Genomic DNA, 23,126 nt, shown 5'->3' with positions numbered 1-23,126 from the left:
CGTGCGCCGGGCAAGCTCGCCACCACTATGAACTCCACTGCGCGGGTGTCTGCCGCAGTTGCCGTCTCCGGCGGAATCGTCGCCGCGGTTGCCGTTCCCCAGGTCGCGTCGGCTTCGCCGTCTGCCGCCAAGGTGACCACCGCCAGCAACAACCACGCCGAGTCGGCCGCCTTCGTCAACCTCGGGCTCAGCAGCAACTCCGCGCAGGTGTCTGCCACGGTGGCCGACACCGCCGCGCAGCAGAGCACGCTGCTCGACCTGAGCAAGCTGGTTGCTGCCGCGCCGGCTGCCAAGCCGCTGCTGGAGTCGGTCGCCGCCAAGACCTACACCGCTCCGGTTCGCGCCACGGCGACTCGCCAGCAGAGCACCACCACGTCCTCGACGTCTCGGTCGGCTACCCGCCCGAGCGCTGCGGCGGCCACGCCCTCGAACAACTCCGCCTCGAGCAACTCCTCGGGGAACTCCGGTTCCAGCAACTCCGGCTCCAGCGACTCGGGCAACAGCGGTGGCAGCTCGGTGTCGCTGCCCAGCGGTAGCGGCAACAGCGCCGCCATCGCGATCGCCCAGCGCTACCTGGGTGTGCCCTACATCCTGGGCGGTTCCAGCCCCAGCGGTTTCGACTGCTCCGGTCTGACCAGCTACGTCTACCGTCAGCTGGGCATCTCGCTGCCCCGCACCGCCGCTGCCCAGCAGGCCTCGGTGCCGTCGGTGAGCACGCCGCAGGTCGGCGACCTGGTGTTCTTCGGCTACCCCGCCTACCACGTGGGCATCTACGCCGGGAACGGCATGATGATCGCCGCGCCGCACCCGGGCACGGTCGTCAAGCTGCAGCCGATCTACCAGGCGCCCTCTGGTTACGGCCGCCCCTGAGGCAGTACCGCGCATCACGAAAGCCCCGCCAACCGGCGGGGCTTTCGTGTGTCCGGGATCAGCCCGCGTGCGTGCTGCGTTGCGCCGTCGCCGGTGCACACAGCCACGCCAGGACGGCCGCGATCCCGACGACGAGTAGTGCGTGCAGGATGCCAACGTGTTCCCCGAGCAGCCCGAGCAGGGGCGGGCCGCCGAGGAAGGCGGTGTACCCGATGGTGGAGACCACCGACAGTCGGGCGGTGGCCCGTGACGGATCGTCGGTGGCGGCGCTGATCCCCACCGGGAACCCCATCGAGGCGCCGATACCCCACAGCATCGCCCCGAGATAGGCCATCGGGGTGTTGCCGAAGACGACCAGCAGGCTGCCGACGAGGGCGATCGCGAACAGGATCCGCAACATCGTCACCCGGCCGAACCGGTCCAGCAGGTGCGTTCCGAAGATCCGGGCGAGGGTCATGAAGCCCAGGAAGATCGCGAAGCCCAGCACGCCGGCCCAGTGCGGCACCCCGTGTCCGTCCACCATCGCGATGGAGATCCAGTCGTTGGCGGTGCCCTCGGTGAAGGCAGCGATCAACACCACGACCCCGATCGCCAGAGTGCGCGGCTCCAGCCACGCCGACTTCGCCGGGGCACTGACGACCTCGTCGTCGGCAGCCTCGTCCGCGTCGGCATCGAAGCGTGCGGAGTAGGCCCAGCCGACGACGAAGACCACCGCCGAGGTGATCAACAGGTGTACGCCGACCGGCACGTGCAGCCCGGTCATCGCGGCTCCGATCAGCGCGAACAGCACGGTCCCGGCGCTGAACGCGGCGTGATAGCGCGGCATGATCGCGTAGCCGAGCTTCTTCTCCACGGTCGCACCCTGCAGGTTCATCGTGACGTCCCACAGCGAGATGCCGACCCCGATGAGCACCATCGCGGGTACGACGAGCGCGACCTCGCCACTGAGCGAGGTGGCGGCGCCGGCACCGATCAGACCCGCGCAGGCCAGGATCAAGCCGATCCGTTCGGTACGCCGTGGCCCCAGGCGCCGGATCACCGCACCGGACAGCGGCAAGGTGCAGACGCTCGCCAGGGAGGCGACCAGCAACAGCAGACCCAGGTGGGCTAGGTGTACTGCCCCGGGACGTTAGGAACGGTTCTCGGCCTGTCGGCGTGACTTGAGGAAGACCTCCGGGTGAGGTGTGAAGCGACGAAGCAAACACATCCCCAAACCCGGAGGTCCTCATGGTCCACGCTAATGCCCCGCTTTCTGCGACTGGTCGCCTGCGCCTGGCGCGGTGCGTGGTGGACGATGGGTGGCCGTTGCGGCGGGCCGCAGACCGGTTCGGGGTCTCGGTCACCACCGCGCACCGCTGGGCGGCCCGGTACCGCCAGCATGGTGCGGCGGGGATGTGCGATCGTCCCAGCCGGCCCCAGTCATGTCCGCACCGCACCAGTAGGCGCCGGGAACGGCGAGTCCTGGGGTTACGGGTTTCGCGGCGGTGGGGGCCGGCCCGGATCGCCTACCACCTGGGGATGAATCCGGCCACGGTGCACCGCATCCTGACCCGGTACCGGTGTCTTCGGTTGTCCTGGACGGACCCGGCCACTGGTGCCCCGGTACGGGCCGGTCGTCGAAAGGTGGTGCGCTACGAACGCGACGCCCCGGGTGATTTGGTCCACGTGGACATCAAGAAGCTGGGCCGCATCCCCGATGGGGGTGGACACCGGGTCCATGGCCGCGCTGCGGGGAAAGCTAACTCCCGTGCTACCTCCAGCAGTGGGCGGGGGTATGCCTACCTGCACCACGCGGTCGATGACCACTCCCGGTACGCCTACTCAGAGATCCTGGCCGATGAGAAGAAGGAGACCGCGACCGCGTTCATGCAACGGGCGGTGGCGCACTTCGCGCAGGTCGGGATCACCACGGACCGGGTGATGACCGACAACGGGTCCTGTTACCGCTCCCACCTATTCCGGAACATGCTGCAGGACCATGGGATCACCCATAAACGCACCCGCCCCTACACCCCGAAAACCAACGGGAAAGTCGAGCGGTTCAACCGGACCCTGACCGAGGAGTGGGCCTACGCCCGCCCCTACACCAGCGAGACCGAACGCGCCGCCGCGTACGAGGACTTCCTGCACATCTACAATCACCACCGCGCACACACCGCGCTCAAAGGTGGCTCACCCGCAGACCGCGTACCCAACCTGGCGGGGCACTACAGCTAGGGACAGGCCCAGGGCGCTGCGGATGTCCGGCAGCCGCGACGCCCAACTGGCGAAGGCGGCCCCGTTGAGCAGGAAGAGGGCGTAGACGGCGAACGACTGACGGTTCAGGGCAGGGGTGACGGCGACACTCATTTGCCGTCATTGTCTCCCGCCGCAGGTCGGGCCCGCATATCCGCAACGGGCGATTGGGCGCGGCCGGTGTGGCGGCGCACAATGGGCGGGTGGAAATCACCTGCCCGATCACCGTCCGGGGGTGGCGCGGCGGGGAGCCCTTGTCCGACGTACCTCGCGCGCAGATCGGAGAACTCCTGGATGCTCCGGACGGGCTGGCGTGGGTCGACCTGATCGATCCCAGCGAGCAGGACCTGGCCGAACTCAGCCACCGGGTACGCCTCAGCCCGACCTCGATCGAGGACGCCCTGGCGCCCTACGAGCGGCCCAAGCTGACCCGCCACGGTGATCACCTGTTCCTGATGGCCTACGCGACCGATCTGGACGGCGACGCGTCGTCGCCGGAGAACGGCCGGCTGCGGTTGCACCGCGTCTCGGTCTTCATGTTCGAGAAGCTGTTGGTCACGGTGCGCCGCGGCGACGGCTTCGACATGAGCGCGGTGGAGAAGGCCTGGGACGCCGACCCGGAGATCGCCAAGGAGGGTGTCCCTGCTCTGGTGCACGGGCTGCTCGACGTGATCGTCGACAGCCAGTTCGACACGATCCAGCAGATGGACGACGAGCTGGAATCCCTTGAGGGGCAACTGTTCGAGGAGCGACGCACCACTCGGGACTTCCAGCGGCAGATCTTCGGCCGGCGCAAGGATCTGGTGCGGCTGCGCCGGATCATCACCCCGATGCGCGAGATCGTCGGCGGTCTCATGCGACACCTCTCGCGCAACATGTCCCGCGACCTGGAGGGCTGGTACCAGGACCTCTACGACCACTGCCTGCGCGCCGCTGAGTGGACGGAGTCGTTGCGCGACATGGTCTCCTCGGTGTTCGAGACCAACCTGTCGTTGCAGGATCTCAACCTGAACACCGTCATGAAGAAACTGGCCGGCTGGGCCGCGGTGATCGCCGTCCCCACCGCCATCACCGGCTGGTTCGGACAGAACATCCCCTACTGGGGATTCGGCAACACCTTCGGCCTGTGGTTGAGCACCGTCTCGATCGTGGTCGTCTGCGTCGGCCTGTACGCCTTCCTACGCCACCGTGACTGGATCTGATGAGGAGCCCTGTGACCGACATCGAAGTACCCACCCGCGCCGAACTCGACGCGCTCGCCGACCAGGCCCGTGCCCTGGTGCAACGCTGGTTGGAAGCGGCGGCCGCGCTGCCGACGGACCGATCGGCCCAACAGTTGGCCGACGTCCTGCGCGACCCGGACGGGTTGCCGTTCACGGTCGGGTTCGTCGACGGCGTCATCCGTCCGGAGGACCCAGCCGTGGCCGCCGAGAACTTCGCGGCGCTCGCGGCCGACGTGCCCGGCTTCCTGCCCTGGTATCTGCGGTCCGCGGTGAAGCTGGGTGCCCGGGCCGGGTCCGTGGCCCCGTCCGCCGTCATCCCCGTCGTACGCCGATCGCTGCGTCAGATGGTCGGTCACCTGATCGTGGACGCCAGTGACGCCCGCTTGGGTAAGGCGATCGAGAAGATCAAGCGCGATGGCGTCCGGTTGAATCTTAACCTGCTCGGCGAAGCAGTGCTGGGGGAGCAGGAGGCCGATCGGCGTTTGGCCGGCACCGTGAAGCTGCTGGGTCGCGACGACGTCGACTACGTCTCGATCAAGGTGTCTTCGACCGTGGCACCGCATCCGGAGTGGGCGTTCGACGAGGCTGTTGAGCATGTCGTCGAGAAGCTGCTGCCGCTGTATCAGCTTGCGGCACAGAGCAGCCCGGCGAAGTTCATCAACCTGGACATGGAGGAGTACCACGATCTCGACCTGACGATCGCGGTCTTCACGACCATCCTGGATCGCCCCGAATTCGCCTCGCTGGAGGCTGGCATCGTGCTGCAGGCGTATCTGCCGGACGCGTTGTCGGCGATGATCCGGCTGCAGGAGTGGTCGGGTGCCCGACGGGCCCGCGGGGGTGCGCCGATCAAGGTGCGACTGGTCAAGGGTGCCAACCTGCCGATGGAGCAGGTCGAGGCGTCGTTGCACGGCTGGCCGCTGGCGACGTGGGGTAGCAAGCAGGACTCCGACACCAACTACAAACGGGTCCTGAACTACGCGATGCAGCCGGAGCGGATCGCCAACGTGCGCGTCGGCGTCGCGGGGCACAACCTCTTCGACGTCGCCTTCGCGTGGCTGCTCGCCGGGCAGCGGGGCGTGCGCGACGGCATCGAGTTCGAGATGTTGCTCGGGATGGCGACCAGCCAGGCCGAGGCGGTGCGCCGCGAGGTCGGCAACCTGCTGCTCTACACCCCGGTGGTCCACCCGGGGGAGTTCGACGTCGCGATCGCCTACCTGATCCGCCGGCTCGAGGAGGGCGCCAGCCAGGACAACTTCATGTCGGCGGTCTTCGAATTGCATTCCGACTCAGCACTGTTCGAGCGCGAGTGGCAGCGGTTCATCGCGTCGCTGCACGCGTTGGACGAGTCCGTGCCGCCGCCGAACCGGGTGCAGGATCGCAGCACCGAGGTGATCGACACCGCAGTCGAGTTCGCCAACGTGCCGGACACCGACCCCTCGACGCCGGGTAACCGGTCGTGGGGGCGGGCGATCCAGGAGCGGATCGCCACTAGTGACCTGGGTGCCGACCTGGTGCACGAACACACCATCACCGACGCTGCGGTGCTGGAGGAGACGATCTCCGGTGCCGTTGCCGCAGGCCAGGAGTGGGGCGCTCGCTCCGGGGTGGAGCGGGCCGCGATTCTGCGCCAGGCCGCGGTCGAATTGCAGCGCGCCCGCGACCAGCTCATCGAGGTCATGGGTGCCGAGGCCGGTAAGACGATCGACCAGAGCGACCCCGAGGTCTCCGAAGCGGTCGACTTCGCGAACTACTACGCCGATCTCGCGGAGGGGTTGGACTCGGTCGAGGGAGCCAGCCGATCGCCGTACGCACTGACGGTCGTGACCCCGCCGTGGAACTTCCCGGTCGCCATCCCCGCCGGCTCGACGCTCGCGGCTCTGGCCGCGGGCTCGGCGGTCATCATCAAGCCGGCACCGTCGGCGGCGCGCTGTGGTTCGGTGATGGTTGACGCACTGTGGCGGGCGGGTGTGCCGCGGGAGGTCCTGCGGCTGGTGCACGTTGCCGAAAACGATTTGGGCACAAAGCTGGTCAGCGATGAACGGGTCGATCAGCTGATCCTGACGGGCGCCTACGAGACTGCCGAGCTCTTCCGCTCGTTCCGGCCGGAGCTTCGTCTGCACGCCGAGACCAGCGGCAAGAACGCCATCATCGTCACTCCGAGTGCTGACCTCGACCTCGCCGTAAAGGACGTGGTTTCCTCGGCCTTCGGGCACGCCGGGCAGAAGTGTTCGGCCGCATCGTTGGTCATCCTGGTCGGGTCCGTGGCCACCTCGCGGCGGTTCAACCAGCAGCTGGTCGACGCGGTGCAGTCGCTGACCGTCGGCTATCCCAGCGACCCGAACACGCAGATGGGGCCGCTCATCGAGCCCGCGTCGGGCAAGCTGCTGCGCGCGCTGACCACGCTCGACGAGGGCGAGGAGTGGGTCGTCCAACCCCGCCGGCTCGACGACACCGGCCAGCTCTGGTCGCCGGGGGTCAAGAAGGGCGTCAAGCCCGGGTCGACCTCGCACCTGACGGAGTTCTTCGGTCCGGTCCTGTCGATCATGACTGCCGAAACCCTCTCGGAGGCAATCGAACTGCAGAATGCCGTCGAGTACGGCCTGACCGCCGGGCTGCATTCGCTGGAGCGGGACGAACTGTCGTTGTGGCTGGATCGGGTGCAAGCGGGCAACCTCTACGTCAACCGGCACATCACCGGCGCGATCGTGCGTCGCCAGCCGTTCGGCGGGTGGAAGAAGTCCGCCGTGGGGCCGGGCACCAAAGCGGGTGGGCCGAACTATCTAATCGGCCTGACCGGGTGGCGGCCGACCGTCGACCTGGCGGCAGGAGCCGCATCGGACGCCGAAGCCTGGACCGCTGAGTTCAGCCAGGCCCGTGACGTCAGCGGGTTGACCGCGGAGCGCAACGTCTTCCGGTACCGGCCGGTGCCAACCGTGATCCGGGCCGGCGAAGATGCCGATCCGGCGCAGGTGCTGCGGGTGCTGTCGGCGGCGACGACAGCCTGGCAAGGATCCAGTGTGCGCGGCGTGTTGTCCTGTGCCACAGCCCTTCCCGACGCTGTGGTTGAGGCGGCGAAGGCTGCGGGGGTCCCCATCCAGGTGCAGTCCGACAAGGACTGGTTGGGCGGCCTGGCGAGCGGCCCGGCCCGACGGATCCGGTTGATCGGTGGTTCAGCGCAGGCCATCTCCACCGCCACCGACGGTCGTCCCGACATCGCGGTCTACGACCAACCGGTCACCGCAGCGGGGCGCATCGAGATGTTGCCGTTCCTGCATGAGCAGGCGGTCAGCATCACGGCGCACCGGTTCGGTACTCCGAACCACTTGTCCGACGGACTCATCTGACCCAGGCACGACGAGGGGCCCGGTCCACGCGGACCGGGCCCCTCGGCGTACGTCGATCGGCTCAGTCGAGCGCGGCGTCCAGGGTGATCTCGACACCGGTGAGCGCCTTGCTGACCGGGCAGGAAGCCTTGGCGTCCGCGGCCACCTTGGCGAAACCGTCGGCGTCCAGGCCGTCCACCTCACCGCGGACGGTGATCTTGATGCCGCTGAGTCGGAAACCGCCGGCCGGGTCCGGGCCGAGCGAGACGTCAGCCTGCACGTCGAGAGCCTGCGGAGTGCCACCAGCCTCGGCGATCAGCGCGGACAACTGCATCGCGTAGCAGGAGGAGTGCGCCGCTGCGATGAGTTCCTCGGGGCTGGTCGCCCCGCCAGCGTCGTCAGCCGCCCGCTTGGGGAAGGACACCTCGAAGGTGTCGAGCTTGGAGCTGGTGAGTTCGACCTTGCCAGAGCCCTCTTCGAGGGTTCCGGTCCAGTCGGTGCGTGCGGTACGGGTGGGCATCGTGCCTCCTACAGCGTCGTGGGGTGGGGTGTGGAATGGGCAGTTGCGCGCACGTGGCTGGCCACTGCCTCGACCTGGTCTCGCAGGTCTGCGAGAGCGTCGCGGCTGAGACCAGTTGCCTCGCAAATGGTTTCGGGGACGTCAGCTAGTTGCTGGCGGATCTCCTTGCCACTGTCGGTGAGGCTGACCAGGACCACCCGTTCGTCGTCCTGGCTGCGGGCTCGGTCGATCAGACCAAGGCTCTGCAACCGTTTGAGCAGTGGCGACAAGGTCCCGGAGTCCAGGTAGAGCCGCTGGCCGAGTTCGCCGATCGCCAACGGCGACTCGTTCCACAGCACCAGGAGCACGAGGTACTGCGGATACGTGAGACCGAGCGGCGTCAACAACTCCCGGTAGCGACCCGTGAGCGCACGCGATGCGTTGTACATCGCGAAGCACAACAACTCGTCTACATCGACGTTGTCGTCCACGTGCGTGCTCACATTCGTCAGGCTAGCACATTGTGGGCAATCAAATTGCCCACAATGTAAAGCGCGGCTTCAGGAAGGTAGCCATTGGGCCGCCCTTACCCACGGACATTCGTTTCAGGGTGGCACTCAGGGTCGGTGGCCGATACGTCCTATCGGGTTGAGACCAGCACGACGTCGAGCCGGCGGGGGCCGTGCACTCCTTCGACCCGGTTCAATTCGATGTCGCTGGTCGCACTGGGTCCGCTGATGAAGGTGAGCGGCCCGGCGGTGTCCAGCGCGGCGAATGCCTGCGGCGCCGTGTCGACGACCTGGTCATCCCGCACTATGCAGACGTGGTGATCCGGTACCAAACTGAGGGCCCGTCGGCCCTGCCCCGGGCCGGCATCCAGCACGATCGTTCCGGTGAGCGCGATCCCGAGGCGCGCTACGGTGACAACCGTCGCTGTGCCGTCCAACTCGGCGACCGACAGCCGCGTACCTGGCCCATCCCGTCGTACGTCGAGTGCGCCGGTGACCGTGTCCGGCAGGTCATGCGGGACGACGATGGATCCTTCGCCGACGAGATTCGTGACCAGCTCGGCCAGTCCGGGTTCGTCGACGCGGTACACGTTGGCCCGGTATTCGGCCACCCGCTCGGCGAACAGCTCCAGATCAGCGATCCCGGTCAGCGGGGCATGCTCATAGTCCCGCGGCACCGTGACCGGAGCGGGGTCGTCCTCCAGGGCGTTGCGCAGGCGGGCCAGGATGTCGTCCTTGGCGCTCATCGCTTCGCCCACCAATCGCGGAAGGATCGGGTCGGCAACTTCGGCAGGTCGCGGTGCTTGGCCCACGCGGCGCCCGGCAGCGGCAGGTGCCCCAGGAGATGACCGTGACCACCCAGTTTGCTCAACGGGACCAGTCGGATGATCCGACGGAATCGCGATCCGGAACTCATCGCCGTACTCATCGCCTTCATCGCGGTCTCTTCCACCGGATGCTTGGTCGCCGCGACCGATTTCGCCCGCAGGTGCACCAGAATCGAGGGGATGTCGATCCGCACCGGGCAGGCATCGAAACACGCCCCGCAGAGCGTACTGGCATACGGCAGAGTGGCATTCGGGTCATCGGGGCCGTCGAGGCCGGTCAGTTGCGGGGTCAGGATCGCGCCGATCGGGCCGGGGTAGACCGAGCCGTAGGCGTGACCACCGACGCGTTCGTAGACCGGGCACACGTTCAGGCAGGCGCTGCAGCGGATGCAGCGCAGCGCGGGCCGACCGACCGGGTCCTCCAGCACCCGGGAGCGGCCGTTGTCCAGCAACACCAGGTGGAACTCTTGGGGTCCGTCGCCGTCGTGGACCCCGGTCCACATCGAGGTGTAGGGATTCATCCGCTCGGCCGTCGAACTGCGCGGCAGCAGTTGCATGAAGACCTCGAAGTCGGTGAACGTCGGGATGATCTTCTCGATGCCCATCACGGTGATCAGGGTCTCGGGCAGGGTCAGGCACATCCGGCCGTTGCCCTCGGATTCGACCACGGCCAGCGTGCCCGTGTCGGCGACGGCGAAGTTGGCCCCGCTGATCGCGACCTTGGTGTGCAGGAACTTGTGGCGCAGATAGTGCCGCGAGGCCGCCGCGAGGTCCGCGGGCTCGTTGCTGAGATCTGCTGGGGCACCGGGCATTTCACGGCGGAAGATGTCGCGGATCTCGTCGCGGTTGCGGTGGATGGCCGGCACCAGGATGTGGCTGGGGGTGTCGTGGCCGAGTTGGACGATCAACTCGGCCAGGTCCGTCTCGATGGCGGTGATGCCGGCGGCCTCGAGGTGTTCGTTGAGGCCGATCTCCTGGGTGGCCATCGACTTGACCTTGACGACTTCCTGGCTGCCGGTCGCGCGAATCAGACCGGTCACGATCTCATTGGCTTCGGTGGCGTCGCGGGCCCAGTGCACGACACCGCCGCGGGCGGTGACGTTGCGCTCCAGTTCTTCGAGCAACTCCGGAAGTCGTTGCAGCACATCCTGTTTGAGGGCCTCACCGGCCTCGCGCAGCTGCTCCCAGTCGTCGAGTTCACCGACGGCGTGCAGGCGCTTGTCGCGGATGGTGTGAGTGGCATGCCGCAGATTTCGACGCAGTTGGGCGTTCTGCAGCTCGTGCGCGGCGGCCCTGGGGAACGGCTCCTTCCCGCGCAACGGCCAGGTCGGGTCGGGCAGGTCAACGGCGCTCATCGGGTGCTCGCCAGGATCTGCGCCAGGTGCCGTGTCCCCACACCGGTTTCCAGCCGCGAGAGACCACCGCCGATGTGCATCAGGCAGGAGGAGTCGCTGGTCGAGCAGATGTCGGCTCCGGTGGTCTGCACGGCGGCCACCTTGTCGGCGAGCATCGCGCTGGAGACGGGCTCGTTCTTGAGAGCGAAGGTGCCACCGAAACCGCAACACTCCTGTGCGCCAGGCAGTTCCACCAAGTCCAAACCATCGACGGCTTCCAGCAGGCGCAGCGGCTTGTCGCCGACCCGCAGCATGCGCAGTGAGTGACAGGTGGGGTGGTAGGTCACCGTGTGCGGGAAGTACGCGCCCACGTCGGTGACACCGAGGACGTCGACGAGGAGTTCGGAGAACTCGTAGGTCTTGTCACTCAGCGCCTGCGCCTGGTCGGCCAAGGCGTCGTCGCCGGCGTTGCGGGCCAGAGTCACGTGCTGGTGCCGTACCGAGCCCACACAGGACCCGGACGGTGCGACGACTGCGTCAGCAGCGACCTCAGTCAGGGCTGCGACCTGGTTGCGTACGACGGGAAGCGCGTCATCGACGTACCCGGTGTTGATGTGCATCTGACCGCAGCAAGCCTGGCCCCGCGGCACGACGACCTCGTGGCCCAACCGTTCGAGCACGGTCACGACGGACTTGCCGACGTCGGGGAAGAGGGCGTCGACCAGGCAGGTAGTCATCATCGCGATCCGCATTGTTTGTCACTGTACGCCCGGCTGAGACAATGATCGGGTGGGGAGCCTTGGTGAGTTGGTGCAGGACATCGATCGGTACGACGAGAGCAACCGGGCGTGGGTGCGCCAGGCGGTGCGCGCGGTCCAGGCCGACGCGACGCGGTCCTCGGACACTCACCTGCTGCGCTTCCCTTCGCCCCGGTGCCGCGGCGTCGATCTCTATCTGAAGGACGAGTCCACCCTGCCCACGGGCAGTCTGAAGCACCGGCTGGCGCGCTCGCTGTTCCTCTACGCGCTGTGCAACGGCTGGATCCACGAGGGTCAGACGATCATCGAATCCTCAAGTGGCTCAACGGCAGTCAGCGAAGCGTACTTCGCGCAACTGCTCGGTCTGCCGTTCATTGCGGTGGTCCCGGCCTCGACGTCGCCGGCGAAGTTGGCGTTGATCGAGCAGTACGGCGGGGCGTGCCATCGCGTCGACTCCGCCGGTGACATCTACGCCGCCGCCCGGGCTTTGGCCCAGGAAACCGGTGGGTTCTACATGGACCAGTTCACCTTCGCTGAGCGGGCCACCGACTGGCGCGGCAACAACAACGTGGCGGAGTCGATCTTCGGGCAGATGGTGCGTGAGCCACACCCTGAGCCGACGTGGATCGTGGTGAGTGCGGGCACCGGCGGCACGAGTGCGACGATCGGACGCTATCTGCGCTACACCGGCGCCGCGACGAAGCTGTGCGTCGCAGATCCGGAAGGATCGGCGTTCTTCGAGGGCTGGTCGCGCAACGATCCGGCGACCACCGGAACGGCGTCGCGGATCGAAGGAATCGGCCGGCCGCGGATGGAGGAGAGCTTCCTGCCGTCGGTGGTGGACCGGATGATCCGGGTGCCGGACCGCGCGTCCGTCGAAGCGATGCGCTATCTGCGCTCCCGGATGGGCCGGGTGGCCGGACCGTCGACGGGGACCAATCTGGTCGCGGCCGCGGTGCTCGCCGCCGAGATGGCCGCATCCGGGGTCGAAGGCTCGATCGTGACGTTGCTGTGCGACGACGGGCATCGCTACACCTCGACGTACGACGACGATCAGTGGCTGGCCGCCCAGGGGATGGGCGACGAGAAGCTGGCGGCCGACATACGCCGATCACTCACCGAGGTGCTCGGCTGACCCCCGTTTGCGGCGCAACCAGCGCTAGTGGTGGGCGGTGAGCACCTTTTCTGCCGTGGGCGCCTGGTTGAGCGGTGCTTCGAAGAACGCCAGCTCGTGCGCCATCGACCGGTCGAACGCATCGACCATGCGCTGCCGGACGGCGGCGGGCGCCTCCTGGGCGGCGCGCTCGACGATCGCCGTCGCCTGGCGCGCGGCCTGCGCGAAGGCGGGATCGCCGTACGTGCCCAACCAGTCGTGGAACGCGTGCCCCTCGTGGTCCAGGGCGCGCAAGCGCTCACCCACGTCGGCGTACAGCCAGTAGCACGGCAGCAGCGCGGCCACGAGTTCGGCGTACTCCCCGGAGGTTGCGTGCAGGTGACCCACGTACGCCAACGTGGTCGCCGACGCCGCGACCGGTCCGTCGCCAACATGGGAACGGTGTAGGGCGGCCTCCTCCTCGAGCGCGGCGGCGGCTCCCCGCGCCCAGAACACCTGCTCCTCACGGGTCGGCGCCAGCGTGCTGGCCCGGGCCAGGAGGTGCGAATACTCGCCGAGGTAGTACGCGTCTTGCGCGAGGTACCAATGGAATTGGTCGCGATCCAGGGTTCCGTCGCCGAGCGTGACCACGAACGCGCAGGCATCGACAGCCGCCCGGATGGGTGCGGTCGCCGCCCAACGCGACTCGGTCCACGAGTCGAAACCCGCTGGCTGGGAACGCAGTTCGTGGAAGTGATCCACGGGACCATGTCCGTGTCCGACATCGAGCGCAGCACCATTCTCGAGCGCACCGGTGAGCCACTCCTTGGCTCGGTCGAGCGCCGACGACCACGACAGGCCGGACGCGGCCAGGGTCGCCATCGCCGATGACAGCGAGCAGCCCGTGCCGTGTGTGTTCGTCGTCGTCACGCGACGACCCAGCACTTCATGCACTCCGTCAGTCGTGACGATCGCGTCGGGGCAGGCACCGTCGCCGGTGAGGTGGCCACCCTTGAGAAGCACTGTGGTGTCGCTGCTGGACGCCAGGAAGCGCGCCTGGTCGATCGCGTCCGCCCACGTGCTTGCGGGCTCCTGCTCGACGAGCACCGCCAGCTCGGGCAGGTTGGGAGTGACCAGGTCCGCCAGGTTGCACAATCGACGTACGGCGTCCTCCGCCTCTGCGTCGAGCAGCCGGTCCCCGCTGGTGGCGACCATGACCGGGTCGAGCACCACGACAGGTGGCCGGACCCGGGCGAGCCATGCGGCGATGACCTCGATCAGGGGCGCCGAGTGCAGCATGCCCAGCTTGACCGCGTCGATGGTGACGTCATCGGACACCGCGTCGAGTTGTTCGGCCAGGAACGAGACCGGCGGGACGTGCACGGCGCGCACCCCGCAGGTGTTCTGCGCGACCAGTGCGGTCACCACGCCCATGCCGTAGCCGCCAAGCGCACCGATGCTCTTGAGGTCAGCTTGCAAGCCTGCCCCGCCGGTGGGGTCGGTACCGGCGATGCTCAGGACCCGGGGGATGGCGGTCACCGTGCACTCGCCAAAGCCGCTGCGTCCCAACGGGATCGCAGTGCGGTTGCCGCCGCCCGCGGATCGTCTGCGGAGCAGATGGCGCTGACCACGGCCACACCAGCCGCGCCGGCTGCGCGAAGGGGGCCGACATCGGCGGTGCCGATCCCGCCGATCGCGACGCACGGCACGGGCGACGCAGCCGACGCAAACGCGCCGAAACCGTTGACTCCCAGAGCCGGTGGATGGTCCGGTTTGGTGGAGGTCGGGTGCACGGCGCCCACCCCGAGATAGTCGACGGTGCCCGCCGGAAGGGCGGTGAGTTCGCTCGTCCGCGAGGCGCTCCAGCCCACGAGCGCACCGCTGCCGAGAAGACGTCGAGCGGTCACGGGGGACACGTCCTGCTGACCCAGGTGCACGCCGTCGATCTGCGCACCGGCGTCGCGAGCAGCCAGTGCAACGTCGACGCGGTCGTTGACGATCAACGCTGCCGACCCGCGCAGCAGCGCCGACAAGGAGACCAGCGCAGCGACCTGGTCGCGGGCGGACGCCGACTTCGCGCGTAGCTGGACGACGGTCACGCCGCCCGCCACGGCCTGCTCGGCGACCTCGAGCAGGCGCGCCAACGGCAAACGGTCGTCGGTGACCAGGTGCAACGACAGATCGGCCTTCATCGCGCACCACCAGCGACGAGGGTCCGACCGCGCGTGAGCCGACCTTCTGCGTCGAGCTCCGTCGGGTCCAGGGCGCAGAGAGCGTCGAGGAAGGCCACCGTGAACGAACCCGGGCCGTGGCTGTTGCGTGCCGCGGTCTCCGACGCCACCGCATGCACCAGCGACGCGGTGACCGCTGCGGTGAGCGGTGCGGCGACCCCGAGGAAGGCGGCCATCGTCGCTCCGAGCGAGCAGCCACCGCCGGTCACCAGCGTCAACAGTGCGTCGCCACCGTGCACCCGGACCACCTCGTCACCGTCGGTGACCAGGTCTATCGGTCCGGAGACCGCGACGACTGCGCCCGAGCGGCGCGCAAGGTGCACTGCGACCTCGGCAGCAGCGTCGGGTGTGTCGATGGAGTCCACGCCGCGGCCACCCGTACCGGCACCGGCGAGCGCCAGGATCTCCGAGGGATTGCCGCGGATGATCGCCGGTCCCTGGTCGAGTAGCTCAGCAGCGAGCGCAGTCCGGACCGGCAGCGAGCCGACGGCGACCGGGTCCAACACCCACCGGCGGGTGGCCGGCGGCACCTCCCGGGCGGCGGCCCGTTGCTCGGCGTGCGGCGTACCCAGATTGATCAGCACGCCATCGGCAATGGCGGCGAACGGCCCGGCCTCGGTCGGGACATCGGTCATCGCCGGGGTCGCGCCGAGGGCGAGGAGCACGTTCGCCGTGAAGTTCGTGACCACCGCGTTGGTGATGCACTGGGTCAGCGGACGCGTCGAGCGCAGCCGGCTGAGGGCCTCGCCGGGTGGGGGAGTGGCGTCGAACAGTGGGGTGCGCGAATGCACGGACATCGTGGACAATCCCTTCGCGAGTACGAACTCGATCAGGTTCGACGGGTGTGATCTCAGCCCCGGCGGGGCACCCCGTGTCGTGAGTTGAACGTATCAGCGCTGGTGCGGGATTGGTCACTCAGGCGGTGACGTTCTCCACTGCAGAGCCCGGATCGTGCGGGACCCGCGAGGCGTGCAGCCGGGCGTGCGCGATCGCGGTGGGAGTGGTGTCGAAGATGTGCCGCTCGTGGCTGATGGTGTCGTAGACCCCCAGCCCCTGCAGGATCGCGGCGTGCTCGGGTCGCACGCCGGACAGCATCACCGTGATGCCACGACGTTCCAGGCGGGTGATCACATCGGACAGGGTCGCGGCGCCGGTCGCGTCGATCGCCGTCAGGTGCGCCATTCGCAGGATCACGACCCGCACGTCGCTGACCCGGGTCAGCTCTAGCAGGAAGTCGTGGGCGGCGGCGAAGAACAGCGGTCCTTCCAAGCGGTAGACCACGATGTGCTCATCGAGCAGGTGCTCCCGCTCCATATCGTCGGCGCGCGAATCCGCAAGGGTGGCAACGTCTTCGGTGCTGACCGCGGCGCTCGCAGCGACCTGTTTCAGGGCTAGGCCGCCGGCCACGATCATGCCGATGATGACTGCCTCGACCAGGTCCAGGGCGACGGTGGCAATGGCGGTGATCGCCAGGACCGCGGCGTCCTGTTTCGTGGCTCGCAGCAGGGTGCGGACGCTGGAGACGCTGACCATGCTGACGGCCGTGGCGATCAGCACTCCGGCGAGCGCTGCCAGCGGGATCTTGCCGACCAGGCCACCCGCGACCAGGACCACCACGAGCAGCAGCAGTGAGTGCGTGATGGCGGCCAGGCGGGAATGCGCACCGGTCTTCACGTTGACGGCAGTGCGGGCGATCGCGCCGGTCGCGGGCACGCCACCGAACAGCGGCGCGGCGATGTTGGCCAACCCCTGCCCGAAGAGTTCACGGTCCGAATCGTGCCGTTGCCCGACCGTCATCGCGTCTGCCGCGCTGGCCGACATGAGGGATTCCAGGGCGGCAAGGGCAGCCACCGCGATCGCCGGGATCACCAGTTGCTTCAGTGTTCCCGGGGACAGGTCCGGCAGACTCGGCGCGGGCAGACCCGCGGGGATCTTGCCGATCTGCTCGGCGCCCAGGTGCATCAGCAGGTTGGCGACGGTGACCACGATGATGGCGGGCAGGGCGACCGGGATCCCCGGTCGGAGCCGGGCCAGCAGCAGGATCGCCGCCGCCACGGCGAGCGCGATGAGCACCGGAGCCCAGTGCGGGTGTTTGAACCACTCCTGCACCGAGCGCACCGCGGTCGCGATGACCCCGTCGGCTTTCACGTGTACGCCGAGCGCGCCCGGGATCTGCTGCAGACCGATGATCAACGCGATCCCGATGGTGAAGCCCTCGATGACGGGGACCGGCACGTAGCGCATGACGCGCCCGGCCCCTGCCAGCGCCAGGATCACGAGCAGGACACCGGCCAGGACACCGACGACCAGAACGCTGGGCACGCCGTACGTTGCGACGATGGGGACGAGCACGACGGTCATGGCCCCGGTCGGTCCGCTGACCTGCAGGTTGCTGCCGCCGAAGACGGCTGCGACGAGTCCGGCGATGATCGCGGTGGCGATTCCGGCTGCGGCCCCGGCTCCGGAGCTGATTCCGAAACCGAGGGCGAGCGGCAGCGCGACGAGCGCAACCATCAGGCCGGCGAGCAGGTCGCGGCGCGGGTTGGTTCGCATCGCCTCCAGGTCGGCGCGGGTGGGGAGCAGGCGGGTCACGCGACGCAGCGGCGTGACGGATTCAGCGGTGGTGCTCATAACGCTTTCAGTGGGTGGTGCGGGCGAGTTGGGCAATGAGGTCGGCCTGCTCTGCGGCGACCGCCGAGAGGATCTGCCGGGCGGCCTGGAGCAGATCGTTCACTTCGGGTACGGCGATCGCGTAGATGACCTCGCCATCTCGCCGTTGCGAGGTGACCAGGGAGGAGCGCCGCAGCACACTCAACTGCTGGGACAGGCTGGAGGCCTCGACACCGATCTCGGCGAGCAACTCGTGGACCGCGTGCTCGCGTTCGGACAGCAACTCCAGGATCCGGATGCGCACCGGGTGGCCGAGCGTGCGGAAGAACTCGGCTTTCGCCTGATAGAGCGGGACCGACATGCGCCGCCTCCTGTGATCGCAGCCTTCATCACTTGAAGAAGTCTTCATATGATGACACACGGAGGCCGGGGTCCACGAGGTGGGTCACCGATTCTGAGGAGATCGAGGTTTTTGAGGAGCGGCCCGGGGCTACAGATCCTCAGAACCGTCGTGATCCTCGAGATCGTGCGGAGGGAGGATCACCGTCGCCACCACGCTCGCGCCGTTCGCGGTGGCCGCCTCCACGGTGGCCTGCACCTGGTTGAACTGCCCCTCCATCAGCACCGGCTGACCGCGGGTGGGGTCGCCGGACCAGCGCAGCGTCACATCCGCGGGCGGGTAGAAGGTCTGGCCTTCGGGGAAGGCAAGGACGGCGCTGGCGTGCACCCGTTCGTCGGCGAGGGGCAGAATCGTCACCTGATGTACGGCGGGTAGCCGCTCGAGCGTGCGCGCCAAGGCCCGCTGGAGTCGCTCTGAGGTCCGGAACACCGCGGTGATCGCAGCGGTGCCACTGCGAAAGTCGTTGGTGGCAAAAGAATCACAGCTGATGCCCCGGGTGGAGATGGCTGTCGCGATGGACGTCAGGGTGCCGGTGCGGTCGACGCCGCGAACGAAGGCGACGTAGCCGATCTCGTCGGTGTCCATTCACAACTCCCACTGCGCGAGCATGGCGTCGGTCTTGTCGAGGCTGGCCCGGAAGCGACGTTCTTCATCGGGGGCGAGATCATCCAGCAGCACCTGCTTCCAGCCTTCTGGTCCCAGGACGACCGGTACTCCCGTCACCGAACGCACCGGTTGGCCGGCCACCGAAATCTCGCCATCGAGGCGGACCTGGCCAGCAACGACGATCTCCCGACCGTCGAACAAGGTGTCGATCAACTCGACAGTCGCGTTCGCCGTACCGGACGCGGTCTTGGCCCCGCTCTGGTGGGTCAGCCACGGTCGGGTGACGGTGCGCAGATCCGGCGGCCAGTCGTAGACCTCCGCGAACGCGGCGGTCATGTCGACGGAGGCGACCTCGCCGATCCGGGTCTTGGCCGCCGCGATCTCACCGTCGAAGTCATCGAGGGAGCGGTCACCCCGCGCCCTTCGGACAGCCGACTTGCGCTCTGGCACAGTCAAACCCGTGACGCGGACGGTTGACCACAGGGGCACCAGATCGTCGCCGTGCGGGCCGACGACGAAGCCACCGATGCGTTGCCGGGGGAAGCCGAGGGTCGAGGCGATCTCGCGGCGGAAGCGCAGCGTGTCCAACCAGGCGCCCATCCCGATGACGCGGTGGCGCCCCAGGGCTTTGGCCAGGATCCCGACGGCGAGTTCGACCGGGTTGGAGACCACGATGATGACCTCGTGGCCGGCGCCGTGCTCAGCCAGCCGCTCGGCGTACTGGGTGAAGACACGAGCGTTGACGGCGGCCAACTCGCGGCGGTCCACCACGGCCCCCGGCGCGGCGGGCGGGGTGGCGCCGGCGGCCATGATGATGACGTCGGCCACGACATCCTCAGGGGCCACGGCCACGTCGATCAGCGGTGCGTGCTCGGAGTAGGCGTCGCGCAGATCGGCCCGCAACCCGTGCGCGGCGGTCTGCGACGAACCCCCGCGGCGGCCGACCAGTTGCAGCCGCGAGGTCGTCGGCACCACCCGGCGTTCGATCAATTGCGCGCAGATCTGTCGTCCGATGTCACCGGTCGCTCCGATCACCGCTACATCCACACCGCCACGCTAGACGACTCGTGTTTCGGGGCTGTTGCCTGCTCACGTCGCGCGGCGGGTGACCTTAGGCGCCTTGCGAATCGCCAACCACGCCAACGCTGCAGCCACCAAGGGAGCGATCAGCACGATGGCGGCGATCGGCAGCCAGGGAATGGTGATGAATACCGTGGCGTCCGGAGCGAAACTGGCATCGGAGCCCGCCCGGCTGCCAACGGTCAACTTGGCCAGCGCCTGCCCGATGGCCAGACCAGCAAGTGACCCAAAGAAGGCGGCCAGGAGCGCGAGCCAGTAGGCGTGTGCCGCTGCCATGGACCTTCGGGTACGCCGAGTGGCACCGACCGCTGCCATCGTTGCGTCATCCGCGCGCTGCTCGGCCATTGCCAAGGCAGTCGACGTCAGTGTGGTGACCAGCAGCAGGGCCAGGAGGCAGCCGAGCAGAATCATGACCAGGTTGCCGATTTGGCTCTGGAAACCTTGTTCGACCGTGAACGAGCTGTTGGTGAGCTGATCGTTGATCGCCTTCTCAGCATCGGCCGGGATTGCTCCCGACGGATTGCGGACCAGGAGGGCCGTGGAGGTGAGATGGTCGCCCCAGCCGAGCCGGGCCGCAGTCTCGGGTGTGGCCACCGCCCCCAGGCTGGAGGTGAAGGCGCCGTACGCGTGCTGATGAGGCGGGATGGCCACGGTGGGGATCCCCGTCGTCAATGTCGGTTTTCCGAACTGTTGCACCTCATCTGTGAAGTGGTAGTTGGTCGAGCCGACCGACACCTGCGCTGGCACGTTCGACCCGAGAAGGACCAGGGCGCCGGCGGCAACCTGACGGCGCTGGCTGGCGGTCAGGTCGAACCGTCGGGAGATCTCATCCAGGGGGAGCACACCGATTCCCGACTGCATGCCGTTGCCCATGTTGGAGAGGTGTAGGCAGGCAGACTTGGCCGGCTCGCCCGTAGCTGGATCCATCGTCGGCGCTTCAAGGGCAGCCGTAAATGTGCAGCCGGGGGTGAGGATTGTTGTCGCCCAACCATCAGTCGGCGGTTCGTCCGCCGTCGGGTCGATCGCCTGGTTGATCGGATCGGTCACCGTCTGCAGCGGTGTCACGAGATAGGACGGTTGCGACCGGTGGATCGCAGCGAGCACCTCTGTGTTGTCCAGGCGGCCGACATTGTCGGGGCTTCCCCACGCGACCGCCTCGCCCTGCAGTGTCGTAGGACGGTAGTTGCGCGAGTCGAAGGCGTTGTAGGAGGCGAACGAGATCATCATCGCGACGATGGCCGCTGTCGCTGCGAGGGTTGCCGCAACGGTCGGGATGGAACGCGACCGGTGCCGAGCGGTGTCCCGGGCGGCCATCCGTAGCGCGATGGGCAAGCGCCGGGAGTGCTTGGCGAGCGTGACCAGCAGCCAGGGCACGATCATCAATCCGCCGAGGCAGAGCGCGATCACCGCTGCGGCGCAGGCTTCGCGGGTCGGGGAGGTCGTGACGAACTTCTGCCGGGTCATCGGGGCGAGGAGCAGGAAGGCGGTGGACGCTGCGGTGACGAACAGGCCCACGAGTGCGACTCGACGACGCAACGGGGGCGAGACGCTCTGGCCCTTCATCACCCCGACGACGTCCAGGCGGCCCAGGCGCAGGGCGGGCAGGAGAGCAGCGACCACGCACGCGGCCATGCCCAACAGGCAGATCCCGAGGACCGCCAACCAGGGCACGTCCCAGGGGCCTTGCCACGACCGCGGTACGGGCAACCGCTGACTGACGACGTACGCCGCGCCGATGCCTGCCAGACCACCGAGAACTACCGACAGACCACCGAGAACAACCCCTTGAGCCAGTACGGCGCGTCGCAACTGTCGTTGTTCGGCACCGTTGGCGGCGGCGAGGGCCAAGGTCCTGCGCTGCCGGGATGCACTGACGGCGAATGCAGGTGCGGTGAGCAGGATGACGATGAGAGCGAGGAACAACGCACCGAGCGCATAGGCCCCGATGTCTGTGTTTCCCGACAGTTCACGCATCTCCACCGGGATCTGGTCTTCGGGCGGCGGGTTTCGCAGTACGTCGGCAGACAGGACCAGCAGTCCGTAACGGTTGAGCTGTCGGACCTCGGACCACGTCACGGGGGTGTCGCGTTCGATCAACCACGTTGGCAGATAGCTGTTTCCGATCGCGATCGGGGTGAAGACATCGGTTTGTGTCTTGGTGTCGACGATGCCGACGACGGTTGCTTGACGACGAGTGCTGTCGATCAACAGCGTGATCGGTCCGGACGTCGGAAGCCCTGCCACGACAGAGTCTCGGGAGACGACGACCTCTTGGTCATTGCGCGGCCAGTGACCGCTGACCAATGTCGCCAAAGGTGTCCGTAGCGCTCGCGGATCGAGCTGTTCGAGGACGATTGGCGGATTGCCGTCGGCGAGCATGACGCGGCCCTGCGCGTGGGCGCTGTAGATCGCCTTGCCGTGCAGCAGCGCATCGAGGGCGGCCCCTTGCGAAGCCAGGTCCCCGCTGCTCGAGTAGCCGGGGATGCGCTGAGCCGGGGTGTCCGTGGTTCCTTGGCCGTTCACGTCCGGCGTCTGGAGGGCGGCTACCTCTTGGGGCGCCATGACCGATGCGGCCGCGGTGCCCAGCTCGTAGGGGATCCGCTCGGCACCGGAGATCGTGACGGTCGACGCCATCGTGAACGCGAAGCACAACACAGCGATGGGCAGCCCGGCCATCAGGGCGACGATGGCGCTGCGACCCTTGTGTCGACGTACGTCGCGCCGCGCCATCCGCAGGCTGACCCGCCAACTACCGCGCCAGCCAGCCGCCCCCGAGGCGGCTGGCGGACGCGAGACCGAGGGCCGGTCGTCCAACAGAGTCATGCGCGGACCTCGCGCAGCAGATCTTCCGGCTCGGCTGCCGCGCCGGTGGAGTCGACGACCTCGCCGTCGCGCAGGAAGACGACCCGATCGGCCCACGCGGCGTGCCGGGCGTCGTGGGTGACCAGTAGGCCGCCGGCTCCGTCGTCGCATCGGTCGCGCAGGACCCGCAGCACTTCCTCGCCGGTCTGGGTGTCGAGTGCACCGGTCGGCTCGTCGGCGGCGACCAGGCAGCGATCGCCCACCAACGCGCGGGCGATCGCGACCCGCTGCTGTTGGCCGCCGGACATGGCGTCCGGGTAGCGGTCGATCAACTCCGAAAGGCCCACAGAATCAAGGCCTTTGAGTGCCTCCACCCTGGCATCACGCACCGAGCAGCCATCCAGTTCCAATGGCAGCGACACGTTCTCGCCTGCCGTCAGCGACGGGATCAGGTTGAAGTCCTGGAAGACGACGCCGATCTTGCGGCGGCGGACCCGGGCGATCTGGGCGGGCGTCAATCCGCCCAGATCGACTCCGTCGACGATCACCGTGCCCTGGGTGGGTGAGTCCAAGGCCGACGCCAAGTTGAGCAGGGTCGACTTGCCCGAGCCGGACGGCCCCATGACGGCGACGAGTTCGCCGCGAGCGACGTCGAGGTCGATGCCGCGCAGCGCGTGCACGGCCTGCGGACCAGTGCCGTGCACACGGGTAACACCGCGCATC

General features: G+C 68.1%; 21 protein-coding genes and 1 riboswitch. Of the genes, 5 read left to right on the top strand and 16 right to left on the bottom strand.

The genetic code is table 11. The features are described from left to right. Window positions 1-45: 45 nt before the first annotated feature. Window positions 46-870, top strand: coding sequence for a C40 family peptidase (locus DR843_RS20795; protein ID WP_281268847.1), 825 nt, complete (start codon window positions 46-48; stop codon window positions 868-870). A gap of 58 nt (window positions 871-928) precedes the next feature. Here the strand turns inward: DR843_RS20795 and DR843_RS12990 are convergent, their stop codons facing one another. Next, complete coding sequence (locus tag DR843_RS12990) at window positions 929-1,960, bottom strand: MFS transporter (protein WP_109686438.1); 1,032 nt, start codon at window positions 1,958-1,960, stop codon at window positions 929-931. Between the two features lie 137 nt (window positions 1,961-2,097). On the opposite strand from DR843_RS12990, the gene DR843_RS12985 reads away from it, so the two are divergent. Further along, on the top strand, window positions 2,098-3,087 hold the full coding sequence (locus DR843_RS12985) for an IS481 family transposase (protein ID WP_109683633.1): 990 nt from the start codon (window positions 2,098-2,100) through the stop codon (window positions 3,085-3,087). Here the strand turns inward: DR843_RS12985 and DR843_RS19825 are convergent. Further along, window positions 3,043-3,219, bottom strand: coding sequence for an MFS transporter (locus DR843_RS19825; RefSeq protein WP_146202579.1), 177 nt, complete (start codon window positions 3,217-3,219; stop codon window positions 3,043-3,045). The genes DR843_RS12985 and DR843_RS19825 overlap by 45 nt on opposite strands. Window positions 3,220-3,308: 89 nt before the next feature. On the opposite strand from DR843_RS19825, the gene DR843_RS12980 reads away from it, so the two are divergent. Beyond that, a complete protein-coding gene (locus tag DR843_RS12980) occupies window positions 3,309-4,307 on the top strand; it encodes a magnesium transporter CorA family protein (RefSeq protein ID WP_245934120.1) in 999 nt (332 codons plus the stop codon). Next, window positions 4,307-7,675, top strand: a complete 3,369-nt coding sequence (locus DR843_RS12975) for a bifunctional proline dehydrogenase/L-glutamate gamma-semialdehyde dehydrogenase (protein WP_109686436.1) — start codon at window positions 4,307-4,309, stop codon at window positions 7,673-7,675. The genes DR843_RS12980 and DR843_RS12975 overlap by 1 nt, the downstream gene beginning before the upstream one ends. Window positions 7,676-7,736: 61 nt before the next feature. Here the strand turns inward: DR843_RS12975 and DR843_RS12970 are convergent, their stop codons facing one another. From DR843_RS12970 to DR843_RS12950, 5 genes are all read right to left on the bottom strand, one after another. Further along, window positions 7,737-8,174: an OsmC family peroxiredoxin gene (locus tag DR843_RS12970; protein ID WP_109686434.1), complete on the bottom strand. Its 438-nt coding sequence runs from the start codon at window positions 8,172-8,174 to the stop codon at window positions 7,737-7,739. A gap of 8 nt (window positions 8,175-8,182) precedes the next feature. Continuing rightward, window positions 8,183-8,656: a MarR family winged helix-turn-helix transcriptional regulator gene (locus DR843_RS12965; protein ID WP_245934119.1), complete on the bottom strand. Its 474-nt coding sequence runs from the start codon at window positions 8,654-8,656 to the stop codon at window positions 8,183-8,185. A 137-nt stretch (window positions 8,657-8,793) separates the two neighbouring features. Beyond that, window positions 8,794-9,408: a LutC/YkgG family protein gene (locus DR843_RS12960; protein ID WP_109688939.1), complete on the bottom strand. Its 615-nt coding sequence runs from the start codon at window positions 9,406-9,408 to the stop codon at window positions 8,794-8,796. After that, entirely contained in the window at window positions 9,405-10,844 is a 1,440-nt protein-coding gene (locus DR843_RS12955) for a LutB/LldF family L-lactate oxidation iron-sulfur protein (RefSeq protein ID WP_109686432.1), read from the bottom strand. The genes DR843_RS12960 and DR843_RS12955 overlap by 4 nt, the downstream gene beginning before the upstream one ends. Next, on the bottom strand, window positions 10,841-11,575 hold the full coding sequence (locus DR843_RS12950) for a (Fe-S)-binding protein (protein WP_109686430.1): 735 nt from the start codon (window positions 11,573-11,575) through the stop codon (window positions 10,841-10,843). The genes DR843_RS12955 and DR843_RS12950 overlap by 4 nt, the downstream gene beginning before the upstream one ends. Before the next feature lie 37 nt (window positions 11,576-11,612). On the opposite strand from DR843_RS12950, the gene DR843_RS12945 reads away from it, so the two are divergent. Beyond that, complete coding sequence (locus DR843_RS12945; RefSeq protein WP_281268846.1) at window positions 11,613-12,716, top strand: PLP-dependent cysteine synthase family protein; 1,104 nt, start codon at window positions 11,613-11,615, stop codon at window positions 12,714-12,716. Between the two features lie 24 nt (window positions 12,717-12,740). On the opposite strand, the gene thiD is transcribed toward DR843_RS12945, so the two are convergent. The 9 genes from thiD to DR843_RS12900 all read right to left on the bottom strand — a co-directional run bounded on the left by thiD (window position 12,741) and on the right by DR843_RS12900 (window position 23,125). Continuing rightward, window positions 12,741-14,213, bottom strand: a complete 1,473-nt coding sequence (gene thiD, locus DR843_RS12940; protein ID WP_109686428.1) for a bifunctional hydroxymethylpyrimidine kinase/phosphomethylpyrimidine kinase — start codon at window positions 14,211-14,213, stop codon at window positions 12,741-12,743. Beyond that, window positions 14,210-14,866, bottom strand: coding sequence for a thiamine phosphate synthase (gene thiE, locus DR843_RS12935; RefSeq protein ID WP_109686426.1), 657 nt, complete (start codon window positions 14,864-14,866; stop codon window positions 14,210-14,212). Before thiE ends, thiD begins: the two co-directional genes overlap by 4 nt. Then, on the bottom strand, window positions 14,863-15,702 hold the full coding sequence (gene thiM / locus DR843_RS12930; protein WP_109686425.1) for a hydroxyethylthiazole kinase: 840 nt from the start codon (window positions 15,700-15,702) through the stop codon (window positions 14,863-14,865). Before thiM ends, thiE begins: the two co-directional genes overlap by 4 nt. Next, window positions 15,694-15,787, bottom strand: a riboswitch (TPP riboswitch). Its footprint overlaps the gene before it by 9 nt. Window positions 15,788-15,820: 33 nt before the next feature. Then, the gene (locus tag DR843_RS12925) at window positions 15,821-17,536 is read right to left on the bottom strand and encodes a SulP family inorganic anion transporter (RefSeq protein WP_109686423.1); all 1,716 of its coding nucleotides are present in this window, start codon (window positions 17,534-17,536) and stop codon (window positions 15,821-15,823) included. Between the two features lie 7 nt (window positions 17,537-17,543). Next, complete coding sequence (locus DR843_RS12920) at window positions 17,544-17,876, bottom strand: ArsR/SmtB family transcription factor (RefSeq protein WP_109686421.1); 333 nt, start codon at window positions 17,874-17,876, stop codon at window positions 17,544-17,546. Window positions 17,877-18,005: 129 nt separating this feature from the next. Next, window positions 18,006-18,500, bottom strand: coding sequence for an ACT domain-containing protein (locus tag DR843_RS12915; protein ID WP_109686418.1), 495 nt, complete (start codon window positions 18,498-18,500; stop codon window positions 18,006-18,008). Next, window positions 18,501-19,568 (bottom strand): lactate/malate family dehydrogenase, encoded by a 1,068-nt coding sequence (locus DR843_RS12910; RefSeq protein WP_109686417.1) that lies wholly within the window; start codon window positions 19,566-19,568, stop codon window positions 18,501-18,503. It lies immediately after the preceding gene. A gap of 42 nt (window positions 19,569-19,610) precedes the next feature. Continuing rightward, a complete protein-coding gene (locus tag DR843_RS12905) occupies window positions 19,611-22,424 on the bottom strand; it encodes an ABC transporter permease (protein WP_109686415.1) in 2,814 nt (937 codons plus the stop codon). After that, window positions 22,421-23,125 (bottom strand): ABC transporter ATP-binding protein, encoded by a 705-nt coding sequence (locus tag DR843_RS12900; protein ID WP_109688936.1) that lies wholly within the window; start codon window positions 23,123-23,125, stop codon window positions 22,421-22,423. Before DR843_RS12900 ends, DR843_RS12905 begins: the two co-directional genes overlap by 4 nt. Between the last annotated feature and the right edge of the window lies 1 nt (window position 23,126).

The organism is Branchiibius hedensis (assembly GCF_900108585.1).
GTDB lineage: Bacteria > Actinomycetota > Actinomycetes > Actinomycetales > Dermatophilaceae > Branchiibius > Branchiibius hedensis.
The sequence above is the reverse complement of the archived record's forward strand: the minus strand, read 5'-3'. Positions and strand labels throughout refer to the sequence as shown.